Source organism: Streptomyces sp. NPDC001492 (assembly GCF_053597275.1).
Map to the genome: position 1 here is coordinate 12,683 of NZ_JBSFHW010000065.1, position 11,411 is coordinate 24,093.

Here is an 11,411-nt window from a genome sequence, read left to right on the forward strand (position 1 = left end):
GGCGAAGGCGGTGCCGTAGCGGATACGTTTTGTATCGCTGCGAGAAAGCGTTTGCCATACGCGGACACGCCGACGGGGTACAGCCCGACCACACTGTCCCTCACGAAGCCCCGGCCGCCCCGGCTCAGGTGGTTCAGCCGGCGTAGACCTTGCCCTGCTTGACCACGTAGTGCGCCGGCTGGGAGCAGCCGATGGACGGGGTGATCAGCAGGCTGACGGTGAGGGGCGCGGGCTCCATGCTCGCGGTCGAGAACTCGCAGACGGACCGGCTGCCGGTCAGCGGGTACCAGAACCATCCGTCGACCTCGCCCACCGTGACCCGGTCGGACTCCTTCCACCTGCCGCTGTCGTGCGTGTAGACCTGCAGCCGCACCGAGGCGGCGTACTCGTCCTGGGTCGAGCGCAGCGCGGTGAGCGTGATCTTGTAGTCGCTGCCGAGGACGGACGAGGCGATCTGCTGTGTCTGGGGCGCTGCGGCTTCGGCGCCGGAGGCGGTGGCGCCGGCGGTCCCGAGGACGCCCGCCAGCAGAAGGGTGACGCCCGCGGTCGCGGCGCGACGGGTGCGGTGATTGCGGAGCAGGTTCATGTTTTCCCCCGTGGGGTCGAGTGCTGCGGTTCGTGCGGTCGCCGCGATGCTTCACGGCCACGCCGCGCCGACGATGTTCGGCCCTGCGGCGGCGGGGGAGAAGCATTTCGAATGTGCTCGAATCACGGGCAGCTCGTGGACCACGGCGGCTCCGCCGGAGCCGCCGCCACAGCGGCGACTCCCGCTAAGGGGTGCCGCCGACGGCCTGGCCCGTCTGCTGCAATTGTCCTCCGTCTCCGTCCAGGAGCCGGTGGCCCATGAGCGTCGCCGAGTGCCGCACGTACTGTCCCTCGCGCCGGCTCGCCACCAGCCCTCCGTCCCGGAGTACGGCGAGCTGGTAGCTGGCGCTGGGCAGGCCGATGCCGACAGCCGTCGCCACCTCGGAGGTGGTCCGGGGGCCGCCGCGGGCCACCTCGGTGAGGACCGAGGCCCTGGTGCGGCCCAGAAGGCGGTCGAGTGGGTTGTCTTTGAAGGTGGTCGAGTCGAGCGGCCGTGCGGTGACCGGGTAGACCAGGACCGGGCCGAGGGCCGGATCGGCAAGGGCGGTGGGCCTGCGCCAGCAGAAGTAGGAGGGGAGCAGAAGCAGCCCACGGCCCTCCAGATGGAGGTCGCGGTGGGTGGGGTACTCCACTTCCAGGACGGGCGCCCGCCACCGGGCGAGCGGCCGCAGGCTCTCCAACAGGGCCAGGACACCACCGTCGAGGAGGACACGAGAACGCAGGTCGACCTCGTCACGGATGGCTCTGCGGGCATGGGCCCAGCGCGGTTCGAGCAAGGTCGTGGCGGAGATTTCGAGGGACCTGGCCAGAGATCGCAGACCACGGTCTCCCGGTCGGCCCAGCGCCGTGGTCCATCCGGGGAGGGGACGCGCGGCAGCGAGCCTGCCCAACTCGTGCCGCAGCCGGCCGGGAGGGGTGGCCTGTATCTCCTCCAGGGCCGCGGGCAGACCTCCCTCCAGGACGGTCGGGGTGAGGAAGTCGGGGATGTATCCGAAGGGCGGGACGAGTGTCTGCAGCGTGTGCAGGGCACGGCCGGCCACCGGGTCCGTGGCGAGCCGTTCCCGGACGGAGCGACGCCATGCCCCGAACTCGAGCGGTCCCTGGTGTGTGACCAACCGGCAGGCGGCGCAGACGAGTTCCCACAGGGGGTCGGGATGCCGTGCGATTCGGATGTTCTGTAAGTCGGTGGTGGTGAAATGGATACGGAGCATGCGGCCTCATTCGCGGACAGTGGGGGGTTGGCCGAGGGCGAAGAGCGCTGAGCGTCATCATGGGGGACGACTGACAAGTACGGTGCTTGGTTGCGGCGTTGAGCCCGATGTACGGGAGATCGGCTGGATGCCGCCGTACTCGGCTGCCCGCACCGGGCACGCCGTGTCGCACCGTGAAGTGCCGTGCAAATCCTGTGGAAGTGGTGTCAGTGGGGGCGTTTGTGCTGCACCGGACGATCACGCGGCACCAGGGGAAGGTGCGGCATGCGCCTGACCCGTGCCCGCGCGCTGCGCGAGGGGGAGGATCTCAAGGCCGCCACGGCGGAGTGCGTCGCCCTCGCGGCCGAGTCGGCCGACTGGGACGACGACCCGGGGAGCCATGCCATGATCGCCGCTGAGACGGCCGTACTCCTCGGGGAGTCGGGCGAGTTCGCGCGGGCGCGCGAGGCAGCAGAGCAGGCTCTCGCCGCCCGAGGCGCGTACGAGGACGCCCTGGCCGCCTTGGACAAGGCCCTCGAGCTGCTCGGCGAACCGGGAACGGACGACGGGCGGGCCGGCGAGTGGGCCGAGTGCATCCGCCTCGCGGCTGCTGTCGAGGGCCTCTACCTGGAACGCCCGGCGCCCGTCCGCACCCGCCTCGACGCGGCGATCTCCGCCTGACCGCCCTCGGCCGCACGGAGGAGACCGAACCGCTGACCTCTCTGGCGGACCGGCTGCGCGACGAGGAGGTCAGGCCCGGTTGAGCCGTGCGGCAATTCCGTGACCGATCAGCAAATACAGAAGCGCCGGAAGACCGTAATTGAGGATGACGCGTAGACCCTCGGTGTTCATCGTGAAAATGTCCTGTGACCATCCGGCCAGCCAGTCCGACATTCCGTGCACGAACTTGACGAATACATTCGCCTGGTTCGCGTCGAGCAGGAACAGCAGAATCCACAGGACCAGCAGTCCGGCCGCCGTGTCGGCGATCGTGCAGATCGTCAGTGCCGCCCGCCGGCCGGCGGCCTGACGTTGCGCGGAGCGGTCCGGCCCCGGGGGCTGCTGGTATGTCTGGTATCCGGAAACCGGGTCTGTGTTGCTCACGAGAAATTCCGATCTGACGAGTTGTCGTGGTGGCACGGTCGCCCGAGGCGTCTGAATTTGAATCGAGGGTTTCCTACGCCTCTGTTCTTCAGCGCCTCGCCGACGTCGCCGCGTTACACCTCCTTCCGCGATGTCCCCATAATGGTTCCTTTACGACAGCGGCCCGAGGATCTCCTGGGACTCGACGAGCCCCTGGTCGCTGGGTGCCTTGCCGTCGGCGAAGACGCGGGCGGTCTGGCGGGCCCGGAATTCGAGGTGGGCCTCGGCGGGCTTGGCGTAGCCGTAGCGGGCGCGGGCCTTTGCGGGCGTCAGTACTTCCTCCGTGCGGGGAGGGATGCCGAGCTTGATCGGCGCGATCACCGCAACCGTGGAGGGCGAGAGCCGCGCCAGCAGTCGCAGCTCGGCCTTGGGGCTCATGTGGGCGAGCCCGAAGGCCGTTTTCATGACGGGCACGATGAGTGTGTCGAGGAGACGCGACTGCCGGATCCCCGCCATCTCACGCATCCAGCGCGGCAGGGTGGCGGTCGTGGCGATCCGTTGCGCCTTGGCGACAGCCAGGCTCGCCGGCTTTGCCCACCATGGTGTCGGCGGCAGTACGAGCTCGCTCCTCAGCAGGTGGTTCATGGCCTGCCGGGCGATCGGGCTGGCGGAGAGCCGCGGGCGCATGTCCTCGAAGTACGCCCGGACGCCGTCACGGCTGCGGGGGACGTCGTCGGGGGAGCAGGTCTGCAGTTCCGCGGCGAGCGCGCAGGCCTCCCAGTACTCCTGCTCCTCCTGTGCGGTGAGCTTGCCGGGGCCGTACTTCTCGTACGCGTAGAGGATCGAGTGCCACCCGGTGAGCTGGATCCACAGCTGCGAGGCGGGGTCGTTGGCGTCGTAGGTCCCGCCGCCGTGGGGCAGTTCGCCGATCGCCTTGGAGTGGACCTTGACCAGGACGTCGGCGGCCTTGCACACGTCCCGGGAGCCGGCGAAGGCGACCATGGCGAAGTAGCGCAGGGTGCGGTCGTAACGGGTGCGGGGGCGGCGGTAGATGCCCTGGGTCGCGTGGACGGCGGCCACCAGCGGCGGGTCGAGTTCCTCCACCACCACGGCCCGCTGAAAACCGACCGTCGGCGCGGTCGGATGGCTCCAGACCTTCCACACCACCGAACCCGGGCCGAAGAAGCCGTAGTCCTCGTGCGGCTCGACCTCGCTCCACTTCGACTTCGACCTGGCCATGGAGCCGCTCCTCATACGTCCGCGGCCTGCGCCGCCCTCGATTACGACACTACTGTCTTAAATTAAGACACGCATGTCGTAAGATGCCAAGGTGTCAGCACCCCCCGCTTCGCAAGACAGGCCGCGCAAGCGACGCCCCTACGCCCCGCGCGTGCCGCTCGCACAGCGCCGCGAGCAGCTGCTCGACGCGGCCCTCGCCGTGATCGTGAGCGACGGCTACGACCGGGTCTCCATCGACGCCGTGGCGAAGCGGGCCGATGTCGCCCGGTCGGTGGTCTACGGCGCCTTCGAGAACCTCGACGCCCTCCTGATGGCGCTGCTCGACCGGCAGCAGGCCCGTGCCTTCGGGCGCCTGCTGGAGACCATCCCGAGCGCGCAGGACCTGCGCGACCCCGCCGCGTTCGTCTCCGAGGCGGTGCGCCGGATGTCCGCGATGCTCCGCGAGGACCCCGACACCTGGCGACTGATCCTGCTGACCCCCGGCAACATGCCCACGGTCGTCCGCGACCGTATCGAGGCGGACCGCGAGTGGTTCCGGCGCCGAGTCCAGGAATGGATCTCCGTCGTCCTGGCGGACAGGGGCGGCCCGGCGCTCGACCCGCAGGTCGTCGCCCACGCCCTCGTCGCCTGCGCGGAACACTTCGGCCGTATCGCGCTCACCGATCCCGGCAGATTCGACCCGCCGCACCTCGTCGACCAGGTGCGGGTGCTCCTCGGCGCCCTCTGGCCGCCGGTGCGGTGACGGCACATCAGCGCGGCTTCAGGCCATGACGTGGAGAACGGCCCAGCTGGTGGTCCTCTCGGGGTGACGGGAGATTCCGTGCCGGGTGGCGAGGGCCGCGATGATGCCGGTCCCGCGGCCGTTTTCCCGGTGTTCGGCGAGGTGGGGATCGTCGGGCGCGGAGCGTCGTCGACACACCGGTCCCGCGTCGGTGACCTCGATGCGGAGCCCGCGGCAGGTGCCGTCCTGCGGCATGGACAGCCGCAGCACGGCAGGCGGCAGTGCGTGGACGATCGCGTTGGTGGTCAGCTCCGAGATCACCAGGAGGGCGTCGTCGGCCGTCGACGTCGGAACCCGCCAGCGGGCCAGAACGGTGCGGGCCCGTCGGCGCACGGCGGAAACGGCCTCGGGGATGTGCGGCACCCAGAGGTCCTCGGTCCGCGAGGGCGGCCGTGTTCCGGTGTCAGGCGTGTGCGCGGCGGGAGTGCTCACCTCGGTCACCTTCACTGATCTCTGCTTCTGGTGTCGCCGAGCGGCAGCCGGTTCGTGCCGCCGGCGGCCTCAGGGTCACTCGGCGGTGGCGAGGATCTGGGCCAGTGCCGTGACGGCCTGTTCGGCGTCGGGGCCTTCGGCGCGGACGGTCACGGTGCTTCCGAGGGTGGCCCCGAGGCCCATGACGGCGAGTACGCCGGTCGGATTGACCGTCCGGTCGCCGTACTCCAACTGGATGGCACTGGTGAAGGTCGCTGCCGCCCGGGCGAGTTGACCCGCGGGGCGGGCGTGGAGAGGGGCGGGCAGCACGACGGCCGCCTCCTGCCTGGCTGCGGTCGTGGTGGTGGGCTCAGAGCTTGTGGACATGACGGGCCTCCTTGGCGGCGTCGGCGACGGCCTTGAGGTCGGCGCCGGATGCGGCGGTGACGACGGCTGCGACGGCTCCTTCGACGAAGGGGGCGTCGACGATCAGCACGTCGGGGTGGGGGTGGTCCTCCAGGACGGTGCGGGCGGTCAGGACGGAGCTGCCCAGGTCGGGCAGGACGACGACACCCTGACCGCGGTCGACGCTGCGGATGGCGGTGAGGACGAGGTCGTAACTGGTGCCGATCCGGCCGTCGTCGGTGCCTCCGGCCGTGGCGAGGGGGACCGTGTCGGAGCCGATCTGCTCCGCCAGCAGGCGAAGGCCCGCCGCGAGCTCGGCGCTGTGGGACACGAGTACGATGCCGACAGATGCGCTCATGAACAGCTAACCTAGATGTCGGAACGGCGTTCAGCAATAGTGAACCGAGGAGAATTTTTCGATGGTGCAGGCCGTGCAGCGAGCGGTGCAGATACTGCGGGAGCTCGCGTCCACCGGTCCGCGGCTCGGGGTGACGGAGCTGGCCGACCGCCTGGGCGTGGCCAAGCCGACCGTGCACGCGCTGTTGCGCACGCTGGAGGCCGAGGGTCTTGTGGTGCAGGACCGGGACAGTTCGAAGTACCAGCTCGGCCCGGAACTGGTGCAGCTCGGCAATGCCTACCTGGACACCCAGGAGCTGCGCACCCGCTCGCTGACCTGGGCGGACCAGCTCGCGAACCGGACGAACGAGGCGGTCTGGGTGGCCGTGCTCACCGGTGACCACGTCCTGGTGGTGCACCATGCCTTCCGGCCCGAGGGCGCCGTGCAGATCCTCGAGGTGGGCGCCAGCATCCCGTGGAGCACCTGCGCCCTGGGCAAGGCCATCGTGGCCTTCCTGCCGGCCGTCGAGCGTGAGCGGCTGCTCGCGGGTGAGCAGGCGGTGCTCACCGGTGCCAGCATCACGGCCCCGGAGGAGCTGGCCGGGCAGCTGAAGGAGGTCCTCAGGACGGGCTACGCGATCGAGGACCAGGAATCCGCCATCGGTGACGCCGGTATCGCCTCCCCCGTCTTCGACCGCTCCGGCGAGGTGGTCGGCTCTCTCGGCATCGTCGGACCCGTCGAGCGGATTCTGGCCGAATCGGCACGTCAGGAGCTTGCGGTCGCCGTCCGTGAGACCGCCCGCAACCTCTCCCGCGACCTGGGAGCCCCCCGCGGCGCGGCCGCCCGCACCACGTTGAACTGACCCCCCGCCTGATCAGGCCCCTCGGCGCACCGCCGCGGGGCCTTTTTCGTATCGGTCTGCCCGTCAATGGAGCGCGAGGCTGCCGAACCTCTTGACAGGCCGGAAACGCGGGCTTAATTTCCGGAACAACGTTCATCCATAGTGAACGATCTGCAGTCGGAGGCTCAAAGCCGCCCGGCTTCCCCCTCCCTTCACAGCCCGCTCCCCGCGGAGGAGGTGAGACGCCCGAGCCGCCGTTCGGCGCTGGGCGCCTTTCATGGAAGAAAACACCTACCCACAGAAGCTGCTGGCCGAGGTTCTGGGCACCGCGATGCTGGTGTTCATCGGCGTCGGTTCGGTTCCCGCAACACTCATCGTCAACGGCAAGGCCCCGTTCACCTTCGCCGACCTCGGCATGATCTCGCTGGCGTTCGCCACGGTCGTCATCGCGATGATCTACGCGATCGGCCACATCTCCGGCTGTCAGATCAACCCGGCCGTCACCCTCGCGCTCGCCGCCACGAGGAAGATGCCGTGGCGGGACGTCCCCGGATACATAGCCGCCCAGGTCGCAGGCGCCGTACTGGGAGCCCTCGCGATCATCGGGGTGCTCGGCCACAAGGCCGTGACCGTCGGTCTGGGCATCGCCTCCTACGGCCCTCAAGTCAGCGTCGGCCAGGCCTTCTTCGCGGAAGCGCTCGGCACGGCCGTCCTCGCCTTCGTCGTCTTCGGCGCGATCGACCGCCGTTCGGCCGGCGGGTTCGCCGGTCTCGCCATCGGCCTCGCCGTGTTCGCCGTCATCATGGTGGTCGCGCCCGCCACCAGCGCGTCCATCAACCCTGCCCGCACGATCGGGCCCATGCTGGTCGGCCAGTTGTTCAACGGCACGGTCCACTGGAGCCAGCTGCCCGTCTACCTGATCGCCGAGGTCGTGGGAGCGGTCGCCGCCGGTTTCCTCTACGTCGCCCTGAACGCCCGCAGAGGCGTCACCACCCTCGCCGAGCCGACCCCCGAGCCCGTCGCAGCCGCCGAAGGAGCCCTGTCATGAAGAAGCTGATCAACGCACCTGAAGCGGTACTGGCCGACGCGCTGTCCGGGATCGCCGCCGCGCACCCCGCGCTGAAGGTCGACGCGGAGAACAGGGTGATCGCCCGCGCCTCGGGCACCAAGCCGGGCAAGGTCGCCCTCGTCTCCGGCGGCGGCTCGGGCCACGAACCCCTGCACGGCGGCTTCGTGGGACAGGGGATGCTGGACGCGGCCTGCGCCGGCGAGGTGTTCACCTCGCCCGTGCCCGGCCAGATGCTCACCGCGGCCCAGGCCGTCGACGGCGGCGCGGGCGTGGTGTTCATCGTGAAGAACTACACCGGAGACGTCCTCAACTTCCAGATGGCCGCCGAACTCGCCGTCGAGGAAGGCATCGCAGTGGAGACCGTCCTGGTCGACGACGACGTCGCGGTCCAGGACTCCACCTATACGGCCGGCCGCCGGGGCACCGGGGCCACCGTCTTCGTCGAGAAGATCGCCGGGGCCCTCGCCGAGCAGGGCGCCGACCTCGCCACGGTCGCCGAGATGGCCAAACGGGTCAACGCCGCCTCCCGGTCCTTCGCCGTGGCCCTGACCGCATGCACCACGCCCGCCTCCGGGAAGCCCGGCTTCGAACTGCCCGAGGACGAGATGGAGGTCGGCGTCGGCATCCACGGTGAACCCGGACGGCGCCGCGAGATGCTGCGTCCCGCCAGGGAGATCGTGGCCACCGCCCTGGACGCCGTCCTCGGCGACCAGCCGCTCGACGCCGGTGACGAGACCATCGTCATGGTCAACGGTCTCGGCGGCACCCCGCTCATCGAGCTGTACGTGGTCTACAACGAGGTCGCCGCCGCACTCGCGGACAGGGGCGTGGTCATCGCCCGCAACCTCGTCGGCAACTACGTCACCAGCCTGGACATGGCGGGTGTTTCCCTGACCGTATGCAAGGCCGATGCCGACATGCTGTCCCTGTGGGACGCACCCGTGAACACCCCGGCTCTGCGCTGGGGCGTCTGAACCGAGCCGGGGGCGGGCCGCGCCATCCCGCGGCCGCCCCGCCCGGACCGCACCCCGCGCGCCACCGCCCCGCCCCCGGCTCACCACACCACCCGCCAACCCCGTACCGACCCCGATCGGAGACTCCGTGGACACCGACCTCGCCCGCACCTGGGTGCAGGCCATCGCAGCCGCCGTGGACCAGCACAAGGACCACCTCACCCAACTCGACTCGGCCATCGGCGACGCCGACCACGGCACCAACATGCACCGCGGCTTCTCCGCCGCCGTCAAGGCCCTGGCCGACTACGCGCCGGACACCGTGGGGGCCGTACTGGTCAAGACCGGCACCACCCTCATCTCCACCGTCGGCGGCGCCTCCGGACCGCTCTACGGCGGCGCCTTCCGCGCGATCGGCAAGGCCCTGGACACCGCCACCGCCGACCCGCAGCAGCTCGCCTCCGCACTGGCCGCCGGCCTCGCGAGCATCGAGAAACTCGGAGCGGCCGCCCCGGGCGACAAGACCATGATCGACGCCTACGCCCCCGCACTGGCGGCCTTCCGGCAACAGGCCGACGCCGGGGCCGACTTGGGCGCCGCGGCCGCGGCCGCCGCCGACGCCGCCGAAGAGGGCATGCGCGCCACCGCCCCGATGCAGGCCCGCAAGGGCCGCGCCTCCTACCTCGGCGCCCGCAGCATCGGCCACCAGGACCCGGGTGCCACCTCCACCGCCCTGGTCTTCCGCGCCCTCGCCGAGACGCTGGGGGCCCGGTGACCGACCGCCACACCTTCACCGGGCAGGCCGCCGCACCCGGCACGGCCCTCGGCGTCCTCCACCGCACCGACCGGCCCTTCACGAGAGGGTCACTGCCCCACCGCACCGGCGGCGATCCCACACAACAGATCACGGACGCCTTCGACGCCGTTGCTGCCCGCCTGCTCGAACTGTCGGCCTCGCTGCGCGAACAGGGCAAGGACGAGCAGGCCGACATCATGGAGGTCAACAGCTACATCGCCCAGGACCGGGATCTGCGCGACCAGGCCGTCAAGGGGGCGAAAGACGGGCGGCCGGTACCCGTCGCCGTCCGGCAGGCCGTCGACGGCTACGCCGCAATCATCGCCGCCCTGGACGACCCCACCCTCGCCGAACGCGCCGCGGACGTACGGCAGGTCGGCCGCCGCGTCCTCGCGCACCTCCACGGCGACACGGATCCCGCCCCGGACCAGCCCCTGGTCCTGGTGGCCCATGAGATCGGCGCCGCCGACCTGCTGGAACCCGGCCGGACCGTGACAGCCGCCCTCTCCGTGACGGGCGGCCCGAACTCGCATGCCGCGATCGTCGCCCGCTCACTGGGCATCCCCTTCCTGCTGGCCGTCGACCCGCGACTGCTCGAACTGCCCGACGGTCAGGAGATCCTGCTCGACGCCGGCCAGGCCGACGCTGTCGTCCACCCCGACGACGAGGAACGCAACAGGGCCCTACGAGTCATGGAGGCCGCCCGCACCCGCAGGATCGCCCTCGCCGAAGAGCGTGACCTGCCCGCCGAGACACTCGACCGTCACCGCATCGTGCTGCGGGCCAACGTGGCCACCCCGGCCGAGGCCCGCGCGGCCCTGGCCACCGGGGCCGAAGGTGTCGGCCTGCTCCGCACCGAGCTGCCCTTCCTCAACCATCGCGCCTGGCCCACCCGTGACCAGCACGCGGGCACCCTCGTCCCCGTCCTTCGCGCTCTCACCGGGCAGGTCGTCACAGCGCGCACGCTCGACTTCGCCGACGACAAACTGCCGCCGTTCCTCGCCGAGAGCCGGGAGGACGGCCGGCTCGGGCGCGGGCTGCCCCTCATGCTCGCCCAGCCGGACGCCTTCGCCGACCAGTTCCGCAGCCTGCTCGGCGCCGGAGCCGGCACCGACCTGCGCATCATGATCCCCATGGTCGCGAGCGTCGACGAACTCAGCGCCTGCCGACGCCTCCTGGAGGCCGCGGCCACGGAGGCGGGCGTCCCGGTGCCACCCCTGGGCATCATGGTGGAACTGCCCGAAGCGGTCGCCGCCGTCGGCGACCTCGCCCGGGAAGCCGCCTTCTTCTCCATCGGCAGCAACGACCTCACCTGCCAGATCCTGGGCCTGGACCGGCGCGACCCCGCGGCCACCCCCGCCATGGCGGCACACCCCGCGGTACTCGACGCCATCGCCCGCGTCGTGGCCGCTGCCCACCGCCACGATCGTCAGGTCTCCGTCTGCGGCGACGCCGCCGCCCACCCTCTGGTGACCCCCCTCCTCATCGGCCTCGGCTGCGACGGCCTCTCTGTCGGCCCCGCCGCCCTCGACGAGGTCCGGGCCCGCATCCGTCGCCTGCGCCACGACACCTGCGCCTCCCTGGCCGCAGTCGCCCTCACCCGCGAGACCCCCGAAGAGGTCTGGCGGCTCGTCGAGCAGTGCTGTCAGCCGTCGCTGCCGTGGGACGAACGCCCCTGAACTGCGAGGGGGCGAAGTCGTGTTTTTGTTGTGAGTCTGCTG

13 protein-coding genes and 1 pseudogene are annotated in these 11,411 nt (G+C 70.8%); 7 read left to right on the forward strand and 7 right to left on the reverse strand.

Annotation, left to right across the window (positions count from 1 at the left end; translation table 11 throughout):
* Nucleotides 1-133: 133 nt before the first annotated feature.
* Both ACWC1K_RS45845 and ACWC1K_RS45850 read right to left on the reverse strand, forming a co-directional pair.
* A complete protein-coding gene (locus tag ACWC1K_RS45845) occupies nt 134-586 on the reverse strand; it encodes a hypothetical protein (RefSeq protein ID WP_450839622.1) in 453 nt (150 codons plus the stop codon).
* 184 nt (nt 587-770) lie between these two features.
* Nucleotides 771-1,796 carry an ArsR/SmtB family transcription factor gene (locus ACWC1K_RS45850; RefSeq protein ID WP_450839623.1) on the reverse strand — a complete coding sequence of 342 codons (1,026 nt, stop codon included), beginning with the start codon at nt 1,794-1,796 and terminating at the stop codon, nt 771-773.
* A gap of 264 nt (nt 1,797-2,060) precedes the next feature.
* On the opposite strand from ACWC1K_RS45850, the pseudogene ACWC1K_RS45855 reads away from it, so the two are divergent.
* A pseudogene (locus ACWC1K_RS45855) lies at nt 2,061-2,539 on the forward strand (hypothetical protein); the annotation flags it as partial.
* Here ACWC1K_RS45855 and ACWC1K_RS45860 read toward each other — a convergent pair.
* Together ACWC1K_RS45860 and ACWC1K_RS45865 are read right to left on the reverse strand one after the other, a co-directional pair.
* Nucleotides 2,526-2,879 (reverse strand): hypothetical protein, encoded by a 354-nt coding sequence (locus tag ACWC1K_RS45860; RefSeq protein ID WP_450839624.1) that lies wholly within the window; start codon nt 2,877-2,879, stop codon nt 2,526-2,528. The pseudogene ACWC1K_RS45855 and the gene ACWC1K_RS45860 sit on opposite strands and share 14 nt — an antisense overlap.
* Nucleotides 2,880-3,029: 150 nt before the next feature.
* Nucleotides 3,030-4,097, reverse strand: coding sequence for an oxygenase MpaB family protein (locus ACWC1K_RS45865; RefSeq protein ID WP_450839625.1), 1,068 nt, complete (start codon nt 4,095-4,097; stop codon nt 3,030-3,032).
* Nucleotides 4,098-4,248: 151 nt separating this feature from the next.
* On the opposite strand from ACWC1K_RS45865, the gene ACWC1K_RS45870 reads away from it, so the two are divergent.
* Entirely contained in the window at nt 4,249-4,839 is a 591-nt protein-coding gene (locus tag ACWC1K_RS45870; protein WP_450839627.1) for a TetR/AcrR family transcriptional regulator, read from the forward strand.
* An 18-nt stretch (nt 4,840-4,857) separates the two neighbouring features.
* On the opposite strand, the gene ACWC1K_RS45875 is transcribed toward ACWC1K_RS45870, so the two are convergent.
* The 3 genes from ACWC1K_RS45875 to dhaM all read right to left on the reverse strand — a co-directional run bounded on the left by ACWC1K_RS45875 (nt 4,858) and on the right by dhaM (nt 6,052).
* The gene (locus ACWC1K_RS45875) at nt 4,858-5,310 is read right to left on the reverse strand and encodes an ATP-binding protein (RefSeq protein ID WP_450839628.1); all 453 of its coding nucleotides are present in this window, start codon (nt 5,308-5,310) and stop codon (nt 4,858-4,860) included.
* 75 nt (nt 5,311-5,385) lie between these two features.
* Nucleotides 5,386-5,676 carry an HPr family phosphocarrier protein gene (locus ACWC1K_RS45880; protein ID WP_450839630.1) on the reverse strand — a complete coding sequence of 97 codons (291 nt, stop codon included), beginning with the start codon at nt 5,674-5,676 and terminating at the stop codon, nt 5,386-5,388.
* Nucleotides 5,660-6,052 carry a dihydroxyacetone kinase phosphoryl donor subunit DhaM gene (gene dhaM / locus ACWC1K_RS45885; RefSeq protein WP_351483298.1) on the reverse strand — a complete coding sequence of 131 codons (393 nt, stop codon included), beginning with the start codon at nt 6,050-6,052 and terminating at the stop codon, nt 5,660-5,662. The genes ACWC1K_RS45880 and dhaM overlap by 17 nt, the downstream gene beginning before the upstream one ends.
* 61 nt (nt 6,053-6,113) lie before the next feature.
* Between dhaM and ACWC1K_RS45890 the strand changes: the two genes are divergently transcribed.
* From ACWC1K_RS45890 to ACWC1K_RS45910, 5 genes are all read left to right on the forward strand, one after another.
* Nucleotides 6,114-6,893, forward strand: a complete 780-nt coding sequence (locus tag ACWC1K_RS45890; protein WP_351483299.1) for an IclR family transcriptional regulator — start codon at nt 6,114-6,116, stop codon at nt 6,891-6,893.
* 256 nt (nt 6,894-7,149) lie between these two features.
* Entirely contained in the window at nt 7,150-7,920 is a 771-nt protein-coding gene (locus ACWC1K_RS45895) for an MIP/aquaporin family protein (RefSeq protein WP_450839632.1), read from the forward strand.
* Complete coding sequence (gene dhaK, locus ACWC1K_RS45900) at nt 7,917-8,915, forward strand: dihydroxyacetone kinase subunit DhaK (protein ID WP_450839633.1); 999 nt, start codon at nt 7,917-7,919, stop codon at nt 8,913-8,915. The genes ACWC1K_RS45895 and dhaK overlap by 4 nt, the downstream gene beginning before the upstream one ends.
* Before the next feature lie 127 nt (nt 8,916-9,042).
* Complete coding sequence (dhaL, locus tag ACWC1K_RS45905) at nt 9,043-9,669, forward strand: dihydroxyacetone kinase subunit DhaL (protein WP_351483302.1); 627 nt, start codon at nt 9,043-9,045, stop codon at nt 9,667-9,669.
* On the forward strand, nt 9,666-11,369 hold the full coding sequence (locus tag ACWC1K_RS45910; protein ID WP_450839635.1) for a phosphoenolpyruvate--protein phosphotransferase: 1,704 nt from the start codon (nt 9,666-9,668) through the stop codon (nt 11,367-11,369). The genes dhaL and ACWC1K_RS45910 overlap by 4 nt, the downstream gene beginning before the upstream one ends.
* Nucleotides 11,370-11,411 lie beyond the last annotated feature (42 nt).

Coding starts and splice junctions, on each gene's coding strand:
- ACWC1K_RS45880 (WP_450839630.1), bottom strand. CDS start 5,676: ATGTCCACAAGCTCTGAGCCCACCACCACGACCGCAGCCAGGCAGGAG.
- ACWC1K_RS45895 (WP_450839632.1), top strand. CDS start 7,150: ATGGAAGAAAACACCTACCCACAGAAGCTGCTGGCCGAGGTTCTGGGC.
- ACWC1K_RS45865 (WP_450839625.1), bottom strand. CDS start 4,097: ATGGCCAGGTCGAAGTCGAAGTGGAGCGAGGTCGAGCCGCACGAGGAC.
- ACWC1K_RS45845 (WP_450839622.1), bottom strand. CDS start 586: ATGAACCTGCTCCGCAATCACCGCACCCGTCGCGCCGCGACCGCGGGC.
- ACWC1K_RS45890 (WP_351483299.1), top strand. CDS start 6,114: ATGGTGCAGGCCGTGCAGCGAGCGGTGCAGATACTGCGGGAGCTCGCG.
- dhaK (WP_450839633.1), top strand. CDS start 7,917: ATGAAGAAGCTGATCAACGCACCTGAAGCGGTACTGGCCGACGCGCTG.
- ACWC1K_RS45850 (WP_450839623.1), bottom strand. CDS start 1,796: ATGCTCCGTATCCATTTCACCACCACCGACTTACAGAACATCCGAATC.
- dhaM (WP_351483298.1), bottom strand. CDS start 6,052: ATGAGCGCATCTGTCGGCATCGTACTCGTGTCCCACAGCGCCGAGCTC.